Source organism: Enterobacter sp. ECC-019 (genome assembly GCF_043974075.1).
Taxonomy (GTDB): Bacteria; Pseudomonadota; Gammaproteobacteria; order Enterobacterales; family Enterobacteriaceae; genus Enterobacter; species Enterobacter asburiae_D.
The window spans coordinates 1,348,050-1,366,268 of record NZ_CP143759.1 but is presented as its reverse complement, the minus strand read 5'-3'; the positions used below and the strand labels follow the sequence as shown (position 1 = coordinate 1,366,268).

Annotated in this window: 17 protein-coding genes and 3 pseudogenes; 7 read left to right on the top strand and 13 right to left on the bottom strand. The window is 55.5% G+C overall.

Annotated features, from left to right (window positions below; genetic code table 11):
- Positions 1–7: 7 nt before the first annotated feature.
- From carA to V1566_RS06365, 3 genes are all read right to left on the bottom strand, one after another.
- Positions 8–1,156, bottom strand: a complete 1,149-nt coding sequence (carA, locus tag V1566_RS06375) for a glutamine-hydrolyzing carbamoyl-phosphate synthase small subunit (RefSeq protein ID WP_395305378.1) — start codon at positions 1,154–1,156, stop codon at positions 8–10.
- 454 nt (positions 1,157–1,610) lie between these two features.
- A complete protein-coding gene (gene dapB, locus V1566_RS06370; protein ID WP_087823405.1) occupies positions 1,611–2,432 on the bottom strand; it encodes a 4-hydroxy-tetrahydrodipicolinate reductase in 822 nt (273 codons plus the stop codon).
- 132 nt (positions 2,433–2,564) lie between these two features.
- Entirely contained in the window at positions 2,565–3,572 is a 1,008-nt protein-coding gene (locus tag V1566_RS06365; RefSeq protein WP_395305377.1) for a LacI family DNA-binding transcriptional regulator, read from the bottom strand.
- 187 nt (positions 3,573–3,759) lie between these two features.
- On the opposite strand from V1566_RS06365, the pseudogene V1566_RS06360 reads away from it, so the two are divergent.
- Positions 3,760–4,803 (top strand): annotated as a pseudogene (locus V1566_RS06360) (mannose-6-phosphate isomerase); the annotation flags it as partial.
- Positions 4,804–4,827: 24 nt separating this feature from the next.
- Here the strand turns inward: V1566_RS06360 and V1566_RS06355 are convergent.
- Positions 4,828–6,003: an IS4 family transposase gene (locus tag V1566_RS06355; protein ID WP_395303820.1), complete on the bottom strand. Its 1,176-nt coding sequence runs from the start codon at positions 6,001–6,003 to the stop codon at positions 4,828–4,830.
- A 64-nt stretch (positions 6,004–6,067) separates the two neighbouring features.
- Between V1566_RS06355 and V1566_RS06350 the strand changes: the two are divergent.
- The 5 genes and pseudogenes from V1566_RS06350 to V1566_RS06330 all read left to right on the top strand — a co-directional run.
- Positions 6,068–6,790, top strand: a pseudogene (locus V1566_RS06350) (class I mannose-6-phosphate isomerase); the annotation flags it as partial.
- 2 nt (positions 6,791–6,792) lie between these two features.
- On the top strand, positions 6,793–7,221 hold the full coding sequence (locus V1566_RS06345; RefSeq protein WP_395305376.1) for a PTS sugar transporter subunit IIA: 429 nt from the start codon (positions 6,793–6,795) through the stop codon (positions 7,219–7,221).
- Positions 7,222–7,231: 10 nt separating this feature from the next.
- On the top strand, positions 7,232–7,726 hold the full coding sequence (locus tag V1566_RS06340; protein WP_395305375.1) for a PTS system mannose/fructose/N-acetylgalactosamine-transporter subunit IIB: 495 nt from the start codon (positions 7,232–7,234) through the stop codon (positions 7,724–7,726).
- A 10-nt stretch (positions 7,727–7,736) separates the two neighbouring features.
- Positions 7,737–8,534 (top strand): PTS mannose/fructose/sorbose/N-acetylgalactosamine transporter subunit IIC, encoded by a 798-nt coding sequence (locus tag V1566_RS06335; RefSeq protein WP_395305374.1) that lies wholly within the window; start codon positions 7,737–7,739, stop codon positions 8,532–8,534.
- A complete protein-coding gene (locus tag V1566_RS06330; RefSeq protein ID WP_395305373.1) occupies positions 8,534–9,352 on the top strand; it encodes a PTS system mannose/fructose/sorbose family transporter subunit IID in 819 nt (272 codons plus the stop codon). The genes V1566_RS06335 and V1566_RS06330 overlap by 1 nt, the downstream gene beginning before the upstream one ends.
- A gap of 27 nt (positions 9,353–9,379) precedes the next feature.
- Here the strand turns inward: V1566_RS06330 and V1566_RS06325 are convergent, their stop codons facing one another.
- The 8 genes and pseudogenes from V1566_RS06325 to V1566_RS06290 form a co-directional block, all read right to left on the bottom strand.
- Positions 9,380–10,150: a glucose-6-phosphate isomerase family protein gene (locus tag V1566_RS06325; RefSeq protein ID WP_395305372.1), complete on the bottom strand. Its 771-nt coding sequence runs from the start codon at positions 10,148–10,150 to the stop codon at positions 9,380–9,382.
- The gene (locus V1566_RS06320; protein ID WP_395305371.1) at positions 10,143–10,697 is read right to left on the bottom strand and encodes a glucose-6-phosphate isomerase family protein; all 555 of its coding nucleotides are present in this window, start codon (positions 10,695–10,697) and stop codon (positions 10,143–10,145) included. Before V1566_RS06320 ends, V1566_RS06325 begins: the two co-directional genes overlap by 8 nt.
- A gap of 157 nt (positions 10,698–10,854) precedes the next feature.
- Entirely contained in the window at positions 10,855–11,805 is a 951-nt protein-coding gene (gene ispH, locus V1566_RS06315; protein WP_395305370.1) for a 4-hydroxy-3-methylbut-2-enyl diphosphate reductase, read from the bottom strand.
- Between the two features lies 1 nt (position 11,806).
- On the bottom strand, positions 11,807–12,256 hold the full coding sequence (gene fkpB / locus V1566_RS06310; RefSeq protein WP_003856450.1) for an FKBP-type peptidyl-prolyl cis-trans isomerase: 450 nt from the start codon (positions 12,254–12,256) through the stop codon (positions 11,807–11,809).
- Positions 12,257–12,373: 117 nt separating this feature from the next.
- Positions 12,374–12,874: a signal peptidase II gene (gene lspA, locus V1566_RS06305; RefSeq protein ID WP_048975056.1), complete on the bottom strand. Its 501-nt coding sequence runs from the start codon at positions 12,872–12,874 to the stop codon at positions 12,374–12,376.
- The gene (gene ileS, locus V1566_RS06300) at positions 12,874–15,690 is read right to left on the bottom strand and encodes an isoleucine--tRNA ligase (protein ID WP_395305369.1); all 2,817 of its coding nucleotides are present in this window, start codon (positions 15,688–15,690) and stop codon (positions 12,874–12,876) included. Before ileS ends, lspA begins: the two co-directional genes overlap by 1 nt.
- A gap of 45 nt (positions 15,691–15,735) precedes the next feature.
- Positions 15,736–16,662, bottom strand: a complete 927-nt coding sequence (ribF, locus tag V1566_RS06295) for a bifunctional riboflavin kinase/FAD synthetase (RefSeq protein ID WP_032644021.1) — start codon at positions 16,660–16,662, stop codon at positions 15,736–15,738.
- A 7-nt stretch (positions 16,663–16,669) separates the two neighbouring features.
- A pseudogene (locus tag V1566_RS06290) lies at positions 16,670–16,888 on the bottom strand (DUF2575 domain-containing protein).
- 101 nt (positions 16,889–16,989) lie between these two features.
- On the opposite strand from V1566_RS06290, the gene rpsT reads away from it, so the two are divergent.
- Complete coding sequence (gene rpsT / locus V1566_RS06285; RefSeq protein ID WP_003856458.1) at positions 16,990–17,253, top strand: 30S ribosomal protein S20; 264 nt, start codon at positions 16,990–16,992, stop codon at positions 17,251–17,253.
- Between the two features lie 57 nt (positions 17,254–17,310).
- Here rpsT and nhaR read toward each other — a convergent pair whose 3' ends face one another.
- Complete coding sequence (nhaR, locus tag V1566_RS06280) at positions 17,311–18,210, bottom strand: transcriptional activator NhaR (RefSeq protein ID WP_395305368.1); 900 nt, start codon at positions 18,208–18,210, stop codon at positions 17,311–17,313.
- Positions 18,211–18,219: the final 9 nt, after the last annotated feature.

The following is an 18,219-nucleotide window of genomic DNA, read 5'->3' as shown; positions in this document are numbered from 1 at the left end:
CTCCTGATTATTTAGCGATCTTGCGGTATTGCTCGATAAGTTCGATGAAGTGATCGAACAGCGGCGCGGCGTCGTGTGGGCCCGGGCTGGCTTCCGGGTGACCCTGGAAGCTGAATGCTGGCTTATCGGTGCGATGAATCCCCTGCAGGGTGCCATCGAACAGTGACTTATGGGTCACGCGCAGGTTAGCCGGCATCGAGACTTCATCGACGGCAAAGCCGTGGTTCTGCGCGGTGATCATCACCGTGTTGTTATCGATGTCTTTCACCGGGTGGTTACCACCGTGGTGGCCGAACTTCATCTTAACGGTGTTCGCACCGCTCGCTAGCGCCAGCAGCTGATGGCCGAGACAGATGCCGAATACCGGGATGTCGGTTTCCAGGAAGGACTTGATGGCGGCGATGGCGTAATCGCACGGCGCCGGGTCGCCAGGACCGTTGGACAGGAAAATACCGTCCGGATTCATCTTCAGCACGTCTTCGGCAGACGTTTGTGCCGGCACCACCGTCAGGCGGCAGCCGCGGTCAACCAGCATGCGCAGGATGTTGCGCTTGGCGCCGAAATCGTAGGCCACCACGTGGAACGGCAGCTCGCTCTCTTTTTTCGCTTCCGGCAGGTCGCCTTCCAGCGTCCAGCTACCCTGAGTCCAGCTGTAGGCTTCAGCGGTAGTCACTTCTTTCGCCAGGTCCATGCCGTTCAGGCCCGGGAAGGCTTTCGCTTTTTCCAGCGCCAGCGTCGCATCGAGGTTATCACCCGCGATGATGCAGCCGTTCTGTGCACCCTTCTCGCGCAGCAGACGCGTTAACTTACGGGTATCGATATCGGCAATCGCCACGATGTTATGGCGCTTCAGGTAAGAAGAGAGGTCTTCGGTATTGCGGAAGTTGCTGGCAATCAGCGGCAGGTCGCGGATGACCAGGCCTTGCGCATGTACCTGAGAAGATTCTTCGTCAGCCGCATTGGTGCCGACATTGCCGATATGAGGATAAGTAAGAGTAACGATTTGGCGAGAATAGGAAGGATCAGTGAGGATTTCTTGATAACCGGTCATTGAAGTATTGAAAACGACTTCCCCAACCGCCGAACCCGTTGCCCCTATGGCCCGACCGATAAACTGGGTTCCGTCTTCCAGAACCAATAGCGCTGACTTAATCAAAACACCCTCCGAAGAATATTCACTCACTTTATTTGCATATTAATTCATAACGACGTCATGAATCAATGCAAATGTGTTGCCAGCGGATTTTTGGCAAACGGCGGCATTCTGGGGATTTGGTGGGTAAAAGTCAACTTAAAACGGATATTTTGTTTAGTCTTTTGCAGGCCTGGTGAGAGGAATGCAGCTTAAGCGACAAAAAGATCAGGAAAATCACTGTAGAAAACGCTTGCGCGCCTGGTTTAATAAAAAATAACGCGATGGAGCTTAATAAAGTGGACCAAATGGTCAAAATTTACATTTCAGTAACGTTAAAATGCAAAAATAGATAGATATTTATGGATTTAAAGAAAAATATAACATGAAACAGACAAAATAAAAGGGCAATAAAATATTGCCCTATGCAATCAAACAATTACGACTGCAATAACCACATCACGATGGGTAATAATACTTACAAATTGTTGAGATCGAGCACGTCTCGCATATCAAAAAGGCCATCTTTCTTGTTTTTCAACCACAAAGCGGAACGTACCGCACCGTTGGCGAACGTCATTCGACTGGAGGCTTTATGCGTAATTTCGACGCGTTCACCAATATCGGCGAACATCGCCGTGTGTTCGCCGACGATGTCACCCGCTCGCACGGTTGCAAAACCAATGGTGCCCGGCACGCGTTCGCCGGTATAACCTTCGCGGGTGTAGACCGCGCAGTCTTTTAAATCTTTATCGAGTGCATGAGCAATCGCTTCGCCCATCGCCAGCGCCGTACCTGATGGCGCATCAACTTTATAACGGTGGTGAGCTTCTACGATCTCGATATCGGTATAGTTGCCCATCACCTTCGCGGCCTTCTCCAGCAGCTTCAGCATGACGTTAACGCCCACGCTGAAGTTTGCGGCGAAGACAATCGCAATCTCTTTTGATGCATCCTGAATAGCCTGCTTACCCGCATCGTCAAAACCGGTGGTGCCGATCACCATCCCCTTGCCGTGCTGGCGACAAAACGCCAGATGCGTGAGCGTCCCTTCCGGGCGAGTAAAATCGATGAATACATCGAAGTCCTCTTTTACCGCCTCCAGGCTGCTTTGCACGGTAACGCCCGTGTGGCCTGCGCCCGCCAGCTCACCGGCATCGGTCCCCAGAAGTGAAGAACCTTCACGCTCCAGGGCCGCGCCAAGCGCGACGCCATCCATCTGAAGTGCCGCCTGAATAAGCTGACGGCCCATACGTCCACCCGCGCCCGCAATGGCGACACGGATCTGTGCATCATGCATAGTTATTCTCTTACGTTAAAATGATGTAAACCGTTTTCAGATTAACCAGCCTTTGCAGAGGCTGCCACTGAAAACGCCGATAATTAGAATTTAATGATAAACAGGGAGAGATATCAGTTAAAGACATGATCGTCAGCGAAAACCGCATGATTCCCGCACCACCAGCGCAGGCGGCAGGATGATACGTTTTGGGGGTTCATTATTGCCCTGTATGCGGCTGTACAGTAACTCTCCGGCCTTTCGGCCAATTTCTTTTGCCGCCACCGATACGGTAGTTAACGCAGGCTGGACCAGAGCCGCTTCAGTAATGTCGTCAAAACCGACCAGCGCAAAATCACGCCCCGGCTCACGGTTCAGTTTGCGCAAGCTTTGCATCACCCCCAGCGCCACAATATCCTGATAGCAAATCGCAGCGCTGATGTCTGGATACTCAAGGAGTAACGCCTCAGCCACGCGAGCACCGTCGCTTTGGCTGGCCTGCGAGGTTCTGATCCAGGCAGGATTAGGCGTCACACCGTATTCCAGCAGCTTGCTGGTAAAGCCGCCGATACGCTGCGCCCGCGAGCCCGAGTTCTGGCTCCCGCCGATGAACGCAATGTGCCGATGCCCCATTCTCAGCAGATGCTCGGTTGCCAACTGAGTGCCTAAGAAGTTGTCCGTTCCGACAAAATCAAAATCCGGATCGTTCAGTGGACGCACAACCATGATAGCCGGAATATTGCGTCGTTTCAGCCCATCAAAAAAGGCCTGCGGTGTTTCGCGAGCCGCGCACAGCACCATACCGCCGACATTATTGCGCATCAATGAATCAACAAATTTTTGCTGTCGCTCTGAGGATTCTTCACTATTTGCCAGAAAAAGCAGCAGCTCATGACGCTCCATTTCATGGCTCAGCCCTGCCGTCATCTCCCCGTAAAAAGGGTTGGTGATATCATGTAAAAGTAGCCCAACCTGATTACTGCTGCGATTACGCAAATTGGCCGCCGTCTGGTTATAGACATAGCCCGATTCATCCAGCGCCTTAAGTACGCGTTCGCGCGTACTTTGCGAAATTCGGCCTTTGTTGCAAAGCACCATTGAGACTGTCGCCGTTGACACGCCGGCGTGTTTGGCGACATCGGCCAGTGTAATTCCCGTCATGTTGTCTCCTTAAATATCACCACAGGTTAATCGAATAACCTATTTTTTGCATTTTTCCCTGTGAGACTCTTCACATTACCGCAGCCGATCCGGATTTCATTCTTATTTATGGCGGGTTAATCGCGTTAACCACTCTTCTCAAATACGGTTAATCGAATAACCTTAAATAACGATTACGGAGGATATGATGACAACTTACGATAAATTCCCCACGGTGGTGGTTCAGGGTTATGACGATAGTGCATGGCAAGGTTGGGAGGACATTATCCGCACCCTTTATGCAAAAACCCAACAGCACAGCCGTACCGTACTGGTGATTGATTGCTATCCCGGCGTGCGCCTGAGCGAACTTGAAGATAACGTGCTGCCGCGGTTGCGCCCAACGCTAACGATCAATGCCGAGCAGGCGCGACAGGATAAGCGCGCCATCGATGAGATGCTGGCGCGCAACCTCACAGACGATCGCGTTTTTGGCGTGCTTTCCTGCCACCAGCTTGGTGAGTTTTTCGATCCCGCGCGTCTGGATACATTGCAGAATACGGTGAACCAGTGTTCCGAAGGGCTGATTGTGATTTACGGCCCCGGTGCGGCGCTTATCCATCAGGGTGATGTGCTGGTGTATGCCGATCTGCCCCGCTGGGAGATCCAGCAGCGCATGCGCAGCGGCGAGATGGGGAACTGGGGCGCAGAGAATCAGCAGGAAGATATTCTCCGTCGCTACAAACGCGCCTTTTTTATCGAATGGCGTGTCTTCGATCGCCACAAAACGCCGCTGCTCAGGCGCGCCGATTTTTTACTGGATACCACCCGGACAAACCAGCCCGCGATGGTGAGCGGCGAGGCCCTGCGGGCCGGACTGGCACAGACGACAACGCAGCCTTTCCGCGTTGTACCCTTTTTCGATCCTGGCATCTGGGGCGGCCAGTGGATGAAACAGCAATTCGATCTCGATCCTTCTGCACCCAATTACGCATGGTGTTTTGACTGCGTGCCCGAGGAGAACAGCCTGTTACTGCGTTTTGGTGCAGTGCGGATCGAGATCCCCTCTCAGGATCTAGTTTTGCTTGAACCTCGTGCTCTGCTGGGCGAGAAAGTTCATGCGCGTTTCGGCGCAGAGTTCCCGATCCGTTTTGACTTCCTCGACACCATTGGCGGCCAGAACCTGAGCTTTCAGGTCCACCCGATTACGGAATACATCCAGCAGCAGTTTGGTATGCACTACACCCAGGATGCTGAGGGATCCCCAGTAATATGGTCATACCACCATGACCATATTACTGTACTCTTTTCCCAGCTTTTTTATCTCGTTACCTATATTCAGCCGCCTCACTTTTCCAGGCTCATGCCGGATGACTTCTTCTGCCAGACTCAGGTAAGACAGGACCCGCCTGTGTCTGATACTGCTTGCCTGATAATGCCTGTGTAAGCACTGCCTTTCTGCCCTGTAACCTGCCAGCCACAGCACCAGACTTGCCATCGCTGCGACCAGATTCAGCACTTCCAGCCGCCCTTTTCCCTGACTCCGGCTCAGCCTCAGACCGAACCCGAAGCGGGGACTTTTGTCGTCCCGGAAGTTCTGTTCTATCTGCATTCTGCGGCTGTACAGCGCCATTATCTGGTGCGGCTCCAGCCCCTCTGCATTACTGAACAGCAGCCAGGGCTCACGGGCGCTACTGCGGTGTTCCCGCTGTGTTTTTGGCATTCCCCCTTTTCCCTGACGCCCTGCGTCAGGGCGCTTATGCAGATAGAACCGGCCGTAACAGGGCGCTCGTGGTTTACGGGACAGGACACCGTAACCCACGCAGACCGGTTGTCCGGTAGCCTCAAGCTCGCTGATTTTCATCCACTTTTTATCTCCGTCCAGCCGGAAGCTGATACAGCCCCTGACCCTGCCGGTGAAGCGCCAGCCCAGCTGGCTGACATGCCGGAACCAGTCTGTCCGGAAGCCTGCATCCGTAATGATGGTAACGGCTTTGTCTTTCGGGATGGCGTCATGCAGGCGGTCAAGGAAGCGGCACTGTACACCGCTGTTCTGCGCCAGCTCTGCGGGGACAACTTCACTCATAAGCGGAAGTGAGCGGCCATTACAGACCAGGCTTGCCCGCAGAAGATGCCAGTTCCTGTCATGCCAGCCGGTCCAGTCGACAGCGATAACACAGAAGGGCATCAGGGAGGTGATGGTATGTGTGAGCAGGTGCTGAATACGGGGAATATCACGGTGAAGGGCGGTATTGCCCAGGGCACGGTCAACACGTTTGATTTTATTTTTAACGTGCGCCCTGCCGGGAAGGGTACGTCCCAGGCTGGTCAGGGTCAGACTGGCACCGTGCGTGAGGGCGACGGCCATGGAAACAAGGACATTGACCCGGAAGCTGTGAATGTCAGGTAAAGACGCGGAGAAAAATTTCTGGCAGACTGTCTGTAAAGGCACGATGAGGTCTCTTCTGATTTGTTAGCGCAACCAGTAGATCACACTTCATCGTGCTTTTCATTTTTTTGGGGAACCCTCAGCCCAGGATGAGAGCTATTACATCCTGGAAGCCGAGCCGGGTGCCGTGGTCTATCTGGGCACCAAAACCGGCACTGACCCCGAGGCCATGATGGACGATCTCAGGCGTGCGGGGCGAGGTGAAAAATCGTTTGATGACGCTCGCTTCGTAAATCAGATCCCGGCGAAAAAGCACGACCATTTCCTGCTCCCAGCAGGTACGGTTCACTGCTCCGGTGCAGGGACCATGGTACTGGAGATCAGCGCCACGCCATACATCTTCACCTTCAAATTGTGGGACTGGGGCCGCCTGGGCCTGGATGGCCTGCCGCGCCCGGTACACCTGGAACACGGTGAAAAGGTGATCGACTGGCAGCGCGACACACAGTGGGTACACCAGCATCTGGTAAATCAGTTCGAACCTATAGCGGAAGGAAACGACTGGCGCGAAGAACGCACCGGCCTGCACGAGCGTGAATTTATCGAAACCCGCCGCCACTGGTTTAGCAAACCCGTTGTGCATCATACCGGTGGCGGTGTGAATGTGCTGAATCTGGTAGAGGGTGACGAAGCGATTGTCGACAGCCCTACCGGTGCATTTGAGCCGTTTACCGTCCATTACGCCGAAACCTTCATCATTCCGGCAAGCGTAGATGAATATCGCATTTCGCCGTCAGCCAGCGCTTCCGGACAAGCGATGGCGACCATCAAAGCCTGGGTAAGGAGCTAACGATGATTCATTTTATTGTTGCGACTCACGGTCCCCTTGCCGCCGCATTACTTGAGAGCGGTCGGATGGTATACGGCGACCTTCCCGGCGTGCACGCCGTGTGTCTGACCGAACAGGCGGGAATTGAGGGCTTCCGGCGCGACTTCAGCGCCACGCTGGAAGCGGCAGGCGTTAACGCCGACGGCGTGCTGGTGCTGTGTGATATGCAAAGCGGCACGCCGTGGAACGTGGCCTGTGAGGCTGCGTTTAATCCGCGCACGCAGCCGCCGGTCACCGTGGTGGCGGGGGTCAACTTCCCGATGCTGCTGCAAACCGACGAGGTGATGACGGCACGCGATGTTCATCATGCTGCCGCGCACATTATCGAACTCACTCTGCCGACGCTGGTGCAGGCGAAACCGGTAGATTCTGCACAGACAGACGATTTTTAAGGAGCCGCATATGAGTATTTCTTTTGTTCGCATTGACGACCGCGTGATCCATGGGCAGCTCATCACACGCTGGGCCAGGGAGCTGCCCTGCGACGGTATTGTTGCCATTGACGATACTGTGGCGGCCGACCCGTTGCTGTCATCGGTCATGAAAGGGGCCGTCTCAGACACCAAAGTGTGGCTGTTCGATACGGCAACCGCGATCGAAAAGTTGCCAAAAGTGATTGCCAGCGACAAGCGCTATTTTGTGATTGGCAAATCACCGCTCACGCTGCAGCACATTGAGCAGGCAGGTATTAGCCTGAAAAACAGCAACGGGAAAATCAATGTGGGGCCGATGAGCGCTCGCGCTAACACGATCACCATTGGCCCGAATCAATCGGTAACCCAGGATGAAGCTGCAGCATTCGAGTGGCTGACCGTCCAGGGACACGCGATTGAATTCCGCCTGGTTCCCGATGCCAGTTTTTATAGCTGGCAGGATGCCAGACAAAAGCTGAAATAAGGAACAGACCATGATTATCGAAGCGTCTTTAATTGGCCTGCTGTGTTATCTGGGCGCACTCAGCAGTCCATGGCTTTTAGGGCTGACCGGCGGGTGGTATCTGATCTCCCGACCACTCATTTCCGGGATGCTGGTTGGCCTGATCCTGGGCGATATCAAAACCGGGATTCTGATTGGCGTGGCGGTACAGGCGGTGTATATCGCGATGGTGACCCCCGGCGGCTCGATGCCAGCAGATTTAAACTTTGTGGCTTATCCGGCCATTGCGCTGGGGATACTTTCCGGCAAAGGACCTGAGGTCGCCGTCGCGCTGGCGGCCACTATCGGTATCGCCGGAACCATTCTCTTCAATGCGATGATGGTGCTGAACTCCTTCTGGAACCATCGGGCGGATGTGGCGCTGGAAAACGGCGACGAACGCGGCCTCTATCTCAACAGCGCCATCTGGCCGCAGGCGATGAATTTTGTACTGCGCTTTGTGCCCACCTTTATCGCTGTCTTTTTTGGCGCGCAGTACATTAGCGGTTTTATGGACAGCCTGCCGCACATCGTACTCTCCACCATGAACGTGCTGGGCGGCATTTTGCCTGCCGTTGGTATTGCCATCCTGCTTAAGCAGATCATCAAAAGCTATACCATGCTCATCTACTTTCTTGTGGGCTTTGTCTGCATCGTTTTCCTGAAACTCAATATGGTTGCGCTGGTGATCGTCGGCGCCCTGCTGGCACTGATTCATTACAACTATAAACCCGAAGCACCGCAGGCCGTGACTTCAGCACCTGCACCTGACGATGAGGATGAATTCTGATGGAAGAACGTAAACTCACCCGCAACGATCTGCGCCGCTGCTGGCGGACGTGGATGATGCACAACCTCTCTTCAATGAGCTTTGAACGTCTGGAATCCTTCGGCTTTTGCTTGAGTATGCTGCCAGTGGCAAAAAAGCTTTATCCGGATGCGGCTCAACGCACCGAGATGCTGCGACGTCACGCGTCGTTCTACAATACGGAGCCACAGATTGGCGCGATTGTTAACGGTATGGCGCTGGGGCTGGAAGAGAAGAAGGCCAACGGCGAGCCGATTGATGGTGAAACCATAAACACTCTGAAGGTGGGTCTGATGGGTCCGATCGCCGGGATCGGTGATTCGATGATCCCCGGAATGCTAATTCCGATCCTCCTCAGCATCGGGATGGCGCTGGCGGCAGGCGGGAATATCCTCGGTCCGCTGTTTTATACCGTTGCCTGGCTGGCCATTATTATCCCGGGCTCCTGGTTCCTGTTTCTTAAGGGCTACCAGATGGGCTCAGGCTCCGTGGAAATGCTGGTCAGCAGCAAGTCCACACGGCTGCGTGAAGCCCTCTCCCTGTTGGGAGTATTCGTCATGGGCGGCGTAGCGGCCAGCTACGTGAAGCTGGGCACCGGGCTGGAGTTCATCACCCGGGATGGCGTTAACATTCACGTTCAGCAGATGCTGGACGGTATTTTCCCGCAGCTGCTTCCGCTGGCTGTAGTGCTGGGGACCTGGTATCTGATGGCAAAACGTGGCGTGTCGCCGGTAAAAGCCATGGTGTTGCTGCTTATACTCGCAGCGCTTGGCGTGGCGTCCGGTTTGTTTGCAGGATAAGAAAACCGGGGCAATGCCCCGGTTTCATTATGGGTGGAAGTTATCCCACAGCTCCGCCGTTTTATCCGGGCGCGAGATAAACTGGAACCGCGCCGGATCATCGATAAACTGCTGATAAACAGGCGCATCCGTAATACCAAATTCCAGATAGCTCCGCGGCGTAATCATCTGCAATCGCCCTGGCCTGTAATGACTGTTGTGCTGCCAGACAATATGATCTCCCTGAACTAAGGGATACCAGGCCAGACCTTTTCGCGCACGAACGGCCTCATACTCAAATCCATATTCCCGATCGCACCACGCACCAAACGTCAGCGGCTCATTGGGCGAGGCCGAAATCGTCGCATGCCCCCATCCCGGAGGGACCAGCACTTTTTCACCCGGCCCCGCGAGCACGGCAAAACAACGTCCCGGATCGTCGTCAACATACTCCTGCATGTAGATAATCGCTTTACCCTGCCAGATTTCATACAGCTCGGGCGGCGACCATCCGCTGTGCTGGCTGATGCGGTGAATGTGCCCCTGGCTACGGACCGGCTCATCGCCGAGCGTACCGGCAGCGTAGGTGACTACGCCAAAGAGCAGCATCCGTTTTTCAAGCTCTTGCCTGTCCGACAGGCGCGCCACGTCCATGGCGATGGCGTACACCTGCTCTGGCCCTTCGCAATCCGGGTTGCGCAGCGACGGACGGATCTGATCGAGGGTCCGGATCTCCGGCATCGGTCCCGTTACGTCATCTCCATAGCTAAAACCGAGCGGCTGATGGGTAATGGTCATGTCCAGGCCGTAATTAACCATGGCGCACCTCAAAACCCTGCCCGGAGGCAAAGACCCGCAGGGAGAAGCCCTCTGCCAGCGCCGCGTAGTCGTGACCCGCGACGCTTGGCCAGACAGCAAGCGCAGATAGCGTCTCGGTGCCGGTGTTAATCAAACGATGCGCCGTAAAAGGCGGAATAATATGCACGGAGCCTGCCGTCACCTGCTCAAGACGCGCATCGCCCGCCTCCGTTTGCAGCAGCAGCAAGCCCACGCCGCGCAGGCCAAAATAGACTTCCCCCTGTTCACGGCGCGCGTGGAAATGGCCGCGCGTCATAAAGAACTCATCGCCCACGTTTCCCGCGTACAGGTGGGTCACGCCGACGAAGAGCGCCCCCTCGCCCACCGGGGAGCCCAGGACGTCTACGTCATACACGCCTTGTTGAGGATTACCGCGCTTCCACGCCTCGCCGTCCGTGAAGACGTCGGGTAGTTCGGCAAGGCGGGTTGTTTTGCGGATAAGAGGTCCGCCGGCTAGCGCGCCGGTAGCCCACGCCACCTGAGGTGGCAGAAAGATATCTGGATTCATTTCAGTCTCCGGCCCGAGGAGAACAGCAACATCATTCTGGCAGATTAAACGATTAACTTGCGAACAGAGGACTCAATGTTGATGGTGAATCACAGTTAACCAGAAACAAAAATGCCGGAAGCTTTCGCCACCGGCATTTTTCAAATCAGAAAGGTCATTATTCCACTTCGCGGGCGTCGATACGCAGCTCTTTCGGCACTTCGAAGACGATGTTCTCTTCGCGTCCTTCCAGCGGAACCGCTTCACCGCCGCCCAGCTCCTGCAGGCGGGCAATGACGTTCTGCACAAGAATATCCGGCGCGGAAGCCCCGGCCGTCACGCCGACACAGGCCGCATGCTTAACCCACGCTTCCTGAATATCCGACGCGTCATCAATCAGGAAAGCCATTTTCCCCATCCGCTGCGCCAGTTCGGCCAGACGGTTGGAGTTAGAAGAGTTTTTGGAGCCGACCACCAGCACCACATCCGCCTGTTCAGCCAGGGCACGCACCGCTTCCTGACGGTTAGTGGTCGCGTAGCAGATATCATCCTTACGCGGACCGACGATTTTCGGGAAGCGCTGACGCAGAGCGTCAATTACGTCCGAGGTATCGTCTACGGAGAGGGTTGTCTGGGTCATAAACGACAGACGGGCTTCATTTTTCACGTTCAGCGTCAGGACATCTTCCGGCGACTCGACCAGATACATCCCCCCTTCAGGGTTACTGTACTGGCCCATGGTGCCTTCGACTTCCGGATGACCGGCATGGCCAATCAGAATCGACTCTTCACCACGACGGCTGGCGCGCGCCACTTCCATATGCACTTTTGTCACCAGCGGACAGGTGGCATCGAATACGGTCAGGTCGCGGCTTTTCGCCTCGTTACGCACCGCCTGAGAAACGCCGTGCGCGGAGAAGATCAGGATCGCACCGTCCGGCACTTCGCTGATCTGCTCGATAAAGATGGCGCCGCGCTCGCGCAGGCTGTCCACCACGTAGCGGTTATGCACCACTTCGTGACGCACATAAATCGGCGCGCCGTAAATCTCCAGCGCGTTTTCAACAATGCTGATAGCGCGGTCTACACCGGCGCAAAAGCCGCGCGGGTTAGCCAACAGGATCTGCATTTCAGGCCTCCAGTGCAGGATCGATTTCCAGCACTTCAACATCAAAATGAACGGTACGCCCGGCAAGCGGATGGTTGAAATCAACAGTAATAGAGTCGCCGTTGATTTCGCGGATCACGCCAGGCATTTCGCTGCCGTCCATAGCGGTAAAGAGCATAATCGCCCCGATTTCCGGTTCACCCGCGTCCATGAACTCACGGCGCGAGAAATACTGGATCAGGTCCGGACTCGGTACTCCAAACGCGGCATCCGGCTCCAGCGAAAAGGCTTTTTTCTCACCCTCTTTCAGGCCCAGAAGCTGCTGCTCAAGACCTTCAGACAGGGAGGTATCGCCAAGACGAAACAGGGCCGGTTTGCCGTTGTTGCGGGTGGACTCGGCCGTGGAGCCGTCATCCAGCTTCAGCGTGAAGTGAACGAGAACCGCGCTGTTGCTCTGTACGGATTTAGACATGCAAATTGCTCGCTTGTTTTGGGTCACCTGTTGCCCGGTGGCGCTGCGCTTACCGGGCCTACGGGAGGCCACAAATTCTGTAGGCCGGGTAAGCGCAGCGCCACCCGGCATTGACAATTAAGCCTGCTCTTTCGCGGCCGGTTTAGGCAAGAAGCCTTCCAGCACGATTAACGCCGCACCGATACAAATTGCCGTATCGGCGAGGTTAAAGGTCGCGAAGTGCCAGTCGCCGACGTAGAAGTCGATCATATCGACCACAAAACCGTGCCACAGGCGGTCAAACAGGTTGCCCAGCGCGCCGCCAATGATCAGCGCGTAGGCAATGTTATTCAGCTTTTGCGTGGCCTTCGAGCGGTACATCAGCACCGCCAGGATCACGCAGATACCGAGAGCGATACCCGCAAAGAACCAGCGCTGCCAGCCACCGCTGTCGGCAAGGAAACTAAACGCTGCGCCGTAGTTACGTGCGTAGTGCAGGTTAAGCGACGGGAACAGCGGGACCGTATCCCCCAGAGCGAAATTCTGGAGGATCAGGAACTTGCTGCCCAGATCGATAATCAGCACCACCACAACCAGCCACAGCCAGCGCAGTCCTGTGGAACAGAGAGTTTTACTCATCAGGCAAACTTACGTTTTTCGCCGTCACCGGCGACGTTGCTTACACAGCGTCCGCAGATGTCTGCGTGTTCCGCCACCAGGCCAACATCGGTGGTGTAATGCCAGCAGCGCGGGCATTTCTCACCGTCGGCTTTGCTCAGCGCGACTTTCAGTCCTTTGAGCAGTTCGCTCTGCTGAGCATCAGCAGAAGCATCGGCATAATCCGCAACTTTCGCACCGGAGGTCAACAGGACAAATCGTAATTCATCGCCCAGCGCGGTCAGTTTGGCCGCCAGCTCAGGTTCGGCGTACAGCGTCACTGCCGCTTCCAGAGAGCCGCCGACTTTCTTGTCTGCACGCGCCTGCTCGATAACCTTATTCACTTCGCCACGCACTTTCAGCAGTTCGTCCCAGAAGGCATCGTTCATTGCTTCGGTGCTGGAGAGATCGAACAGGCCTTCGTACCACTCGCCCGTGAAGACATACTTCTCACGGTCACCCGGCAGGTAGCCCCAGATTTCATCCGCGGTGAAGGACATGATCGGCGCCATCCAGCGTACCAGCGCTTCTGCGATGTGGAACAGCGCGGTCTGGCAGCTACGACGCGCCACGCTGTCCGCTTTCGCGGTGTACTGGCGGTCTTTGATGATGTCGAGGTAGAACGAGCCCATCTCGATGGAGCAGAAGCGCATCAGGCGCTGCACCACTTCGTGGAAGTCGTAAGACTCATAGGCTTTCAGGATATCGTCCTGCGCCGCTTTCGCGCAGCCTACCGCCCAGCGGTCCAGAACGACCATCTCTTCCGGTTTCACCATGTCTTTTGCCGGATCGAACCCGTTCAGGTTCGCCAGCAGGAAGCGCGCGGTGTTACGGATACGACGATAGCTGTCGGCGGCACGCTTCAGGATCTCGTCGGACACCGCCATTTCGCCGGTGTAATCAGTAGAGGCCACCCACAGACGCAGAATGTCTGCGCCCAGCTTGTTCATCACATCCTGCGGAGAAACGGTGTTACCGATAGATTTAGACATCTTACGGCCCTGACCATCCACGGTGAAGCCGTGAGTCAGTACCTGACGGTATGGTGCTTTACCCTTCATGGCGGTGGAGATCATCAGCGATGACATGAACCAGCCGCGGTGTTGGTCAGACCCTTCCAGATACATATCGGCAGCGTGACCGGCAAACTCCGGACGCACGTCAACCACGGAGGAATGGGTAGACCCGGAGTCGAACCACACGTCCAGGGTATCCGGCACTTTCTCGTAGTTGTCTGCGTCAGCGCCCAGGATGTCGCGGGAGTCGAGATCCCACCACGCCTGAATGCCGTCAACTTCGACGCGCTTCGCCACTTCTTCCATCAGTTCCAGGGTGTTCGGGTGCAGCTCCTGCGTCTCTTTATGTACGAACAGAGACATCGGCACGCCCCAGGTACGCTGACGGGAGATACACCAGTCAGGACGGTTAGCCACCATGGATTCGATACGCGCCTGGCCCCAGTCCGGGATCCACTGCACGCCTTTGATCTCTTTCAGAGACTGCTCGCGCAGGCCTTTCTGATCCATGCTGATGAACCACTGCGGGGTCGCACGGAAGATGATCGGGGTCTTGTGACGCCAGCAGCACGGATAGCTGTGCTGCATTTTTTCAACGTGCAGCAGCGCGCCGCTGGTGCGCAGCATGTCGACGATGATGTCGTTCGCTTTGAAGACGTTGATACCGTCCAGCGCCGGATAGGTGCCAGGCAGGTAAGATCCGTCCGGTCCCACCGGGTTAGCGATTTCCAGACCGTACTTCAGGCTGATGTTGTAGTCGTCAGGACCGTGGCCACCGGCGGTATGTACCGCACCGGTACCCGCTTCCAGCGTCACGTGGTCGCCGAGGATCGCCGGAACGTCGAAGTCCAGGAACGGGTGTTTGAAGCGCATCAGCTCCAGCGCATCACCTTTCACGGTGCCCAGCACGGTGTAGTCGGTGATATGCGCGCGCTTCAGCACGCTTTCAACCAGATCTTTCGCCAGGATAACCGCCTGACCTTCAACCTGAACCAGCGCGTATTCGAACTCACCGGACAGGGAGATCGCGCGGTTGGCTGGCAGGGTCCACGGGGTGGTGGTCCAGATAACCAAAGAGATTGGGCCGTTAACGGACGACACGCCAAATTTGGCTTTCATCGCATCCTGATCGACGGCATGGAACGCCACGTCAATAGATGGAGAGGTTTTGTCGTAATACTCCACTTCCGCTTCTGCCAGCGCAGAGCGGCAGTCCACACACCAGTGCACCGGCTTAGCGCCTTTGTGCAGGTGGCCGTTACCGATGATTTTACCCAGCGCACGGATGATGTTGGCTTCAGTTTTGAAGTCCATGGTCAGGTACGGGTGCGACCAGTCGCCCAGCACGCCCAGACGGATGAAGTCAGCGCGCTGACCGTCAACCTGCGTAGCGGCGTATTCGCGGCACTTCGCACGGAACTCGGCGGCGGTGAACTTCTCACCCGGTTTGCCAAACTCCTGCTCCACTTTCAGCTCGATTGGCAGACCGTGGCAGTCCCAGCCAGGAACGTAAGGCGAGTCATATCCCGTGAGGCCTTTGGACTTCACGATAATGTCTTTCAGAATCTTGTTAACCGAGTGACCAATATGAATGCTGCCATTCGCATATGGAGGGCCATCATGCAGAATGAAGGATTTTTTGCCTTTTTTGGCTGCACGAATGATGCCGTACAGGTCATCATCGGTCCAACGCGCCAGCATTCCCGGTTCGCGCTTGGCGAGATCGCCGCGCATCGGGAACCCTGTTTCCGGCAAATTCAGGGTTGATTTATAGTCACTCATCAGATTCTCGGTTCCGTATTTATCACGTAGGCAGTTAAGCCGGGTTCAAAGCCCAAAAAACTCGCGGGCCGTCAATTCATCTCGCGCAATTTGCGCTTTTAGTTCATCCAGCGAACCAAATCGCTGCTCGTTGCGTATTTTTTTACGCAGTATCACATCTATATGGCGACCATACAGGTCCATTACAACGTCCAGCAGGTGCACTTCTAGCTGTTGACGCACACCGGCGACGGTCGGACGCGTGCCAATGTTGGCGACGCCGTAAAAGGGCTTATCGCCCAGTCCTGCCACTTCCACCGCATACACCCCTTTAACCGGGGAAACCTGACGACGCAGCGGTATATTCGCCGTCGGGAAGCCTATCGTGCGGCCCAGCGCATCGCCATGGACCACGCGGCCAGAGATGGTGAACGGATGCCCCAGCAGGGTTTCCGCCGTATCCAGTTCGTCATCGGCCAGTGCCCGACGAACCGCCGTGCTGCTGACGCGCACGCCGCCTTCGCAGAAGGTCATCGCGCTGGTGACGTCAAATCCATACTCCAGACCAGCCTTCTGTAATAGCAAGAAATCGCCCTGACGACCAGCGCCAAAGCGGAAATCATCGCCCACAGCGAGAAACTGCACGCCAAGACGCTTCACCAGCAGGTCGCTGACGAAATTTTGTGCTGTCAGCGCGGCAAAGCGACGATCGAAACGTACACACAATACATAGTCCACGCCGGACTCCGCCAGATAGCGCAGCTTCTCGCGCAGGCGAGTGAGGCGGGCGGGAGATTTATCGCCCGCGAACAGCTCCAGCGGCTGCGGTTCGAAAATCATCACTACAACGGGCAGGCCACGGGCCTCCCCTTCTTTACGCAATCCCTGCAACAGCGCCTGATGACCACGATGCACGCCGTCGAAATTACCAATGGTCAGCACGCACCCGTGTGGCGCGCTACTGAGATTATGTATGCCGCGTATCAGCTTCATGTCTGGCTCAAAACAGTGAAAATCGCCAAAGTATACCTTGTACAGCGGTTAAGGTTAACCGGCGATTGTTCGCGCAAAACAGAAAGCCGTAATGATTTCATCAGGCTGACCTTTCGCAGCGAAAAAATCTGCTCGTGAACTGCGATTTTTATGCCGAAAGGCTGTATTCAGGGAAGACAAGCTGGTAGAATCCTGCGCCATCACTACGTAACGTAGCGTCGCTAATTAACGGCGCTTATTTGCACAAATCCATTGACAAAAGAAGGCAAAGAGGGCATATTCCTCGGCCTTTGAATTGTCCACATAGAACATATTTGGGAGTTGGACTTGGCTAATATCAAATCAGCTAAGAAACGTGCCGTTCAGTCTGAAAAGGCTCGTAAGCACAACGCAAGCCGTCGCTCTATGATGCGTACTTTCATCAAGAAAGTATACGCAGCAATCGAAGCAGGCGACAAAGCTGCAGCGCAGAACGCATTTAACGAAATGCAACCAATCGTGGATCGTCAGGCTGCTAAAGGTCTGATCCACAAAAACAAAGCAGCGCGTCATAAAGCAAACCTGACCGCGCAGATCAACAAACTGGCTTAATCGCTACTTGTTGTTGCTTGTTTAAAGAACCCGCTTAACGCGGGTTTTTTTATGCCTTCAGATTGCCGGTGGCGTAAACAGCGCCGAATAGTCACGGTTACAGATTCGCTGTACCGCCGGGTGCTGAATCATCCGTTCGGCAAATATGGCGTGATACTCCTCCATCACGTTATCCACTCTGCCTATTTCCGTAATCTTATCGTCCGAATAGAGATCGTGCGCGTACAGCGTCGGCGCAACGAAGATCGCGTTATGCGCTTCGCCAAAGGCTTTCATCAGCGCCGCATCGTCGAACTCACCGAGGATTTCTACCTTTAGCCCCTGCGAGTTAAACCAGTTCAGCAGCTTGCGTCCGAGCATGGAACGCCTTCCCGGCACCAGCAGGCGGCGCTCTTCAAGGCACGCGGGGAACGGTTTTTCCGGCGGCGGGTTAAGGCACCAGAAGCTGACGCCGCATTCGCCAATTTTTACTGAGAACAGCCCTTCCTGCTGGGTGGAGTCGATCGGGCAGTCCGAGATAATCATGTCCAGCTTGTGCTGGCTCAGCTGTTCCAGCAGCATCTCGTGGGTGGATTCAAAGCAGCGCAGATGGATTTGCTCATTTTCTACCACCGCCGCATCCAGCACGCCGCTCACCAGCCGCTTGGACAGCGCATCCGCCACCCCCACGTCAAAGAGCAGGTTCGACTCTTTGCGGTAGTTGACGATATCCAGCATCTCCTGGCTCAGGGTGAACATTTTGTCCGCGTAGCGGAAAACCAGCTCGCCCAGCTCGCTTGGCTCAATACCGCGCCCTTTGCGCTTGAACAGCTTGCCCTGCAGGCGCTCTTCCAGGGCCTTGATTTGCCCGGTGATGGTTTGCGGCGTCAGGTAGAGCGCTTCTGCCGCCCCCACCACCGAGCCCTGTTTATAGACGTGCCAGAAGTAGTACAGATGGTTGTAATTTAAATGAGACATCGCGTCTTC

Excerpts from the sequence above, each read along its gene's own strand:
- dapB (WP_087823405.1), bottom strand. The coding sequence starts at position 2,432 with ATGCATGATGCACAGATCCGTGTCGCCATTGCGGGCGCGGGTGGACGT.
- V1566_RS06365 (WP_395305377.1), bottom strand. The coding sequence starts at position 3,572 with ATGACGGGAATTACACTGGCCGATGTCGCCAAACACGCCGGCGTGTCA.
- V1566_RS06345 (WP_395305376.1), top strand. The coding sequence starts at position 6,793 with ATGATTCATTTTATTGTTGCGACTCACGGTCCCCTTGCCGCCGCATTA.
- V1566_RS06340 (WP_395305375.1), top strand. The coding sequence starts at position 7,232 with ATGAGTATTTCTTTTGTTCGCATTGACGACCGCGTGATCCATGGGCAG.
- V1566_RS06335 (WP_395305374.1), top strand. The coding sequence starts at position 7,737 with ATGATTATCGAAGCGTCTTTAATTGGCCTGCTGTGTTATCTGGGCGCA.
- V1566_RS06330 (WP_395305373.1), top strand. The coding sequence starts at position 8,534 with ATGGAAGAACGTAAACTCACCCGCAACGATCTGCGCCGCTGCTGGCGG.
- V1566_RS06325 (WP_395305372.1), bottom strand. The coding sequence starts at position 10,150 with ATGGTTAATTACGGCCTGGACATGACCATTACCCATCAGCCGCTCGGT.
- V1566_RS06320 (WP_395305371.1), bottom strand. The coding sequence starts at position 10,697 with ATGAATCCAGATATCTTTCTGCCACCTCAGGTGGCGTGGGCTACCGGC.
- ispH (WP_395305370.1), bottom strand. The coding sequence starts at position 11,805 with ATGCAGATCCTGTTGGCTAACCCGCGCGGCTTTTGCGCCGGTGTAGAC.
- fkpB (WP_003856450.1), bottom strand. The coding sequence starts at position 12,256 with ATGTCTAAATCCGTACAGAGCAACAGCGCGGTTCTCGTTCACTTCACG.
- lspA (WP_048975056.1), bottom strand. The coding sequence starts at position 12,874 with ATGAGTAAAACTCTCTGTTCCACAGGACTGCGCTGGCTGTGGCTGGTT.
- ileS (WP_395305369.1), bottom strand. The coding sequence starts at position 15,690 with ATGAGTGACTATAAATCAACCCTGAATTTGCCGGAAACAGGGTTCCCG.
- ribF (WP_032644021.1), bottom strand. The coding sequence starts at position 16,662 with ATGAAGCTGATACGCGGCATACATAATCTCAGTAGCGCGCCACACGGG.
- nhaR (WP_395305368.1), bottom strand. The coding sequence starts at position 18,210 with ATGTCTCATTTAAATTACAACCATCTGTACTACTTCTGGCACGTCTAT.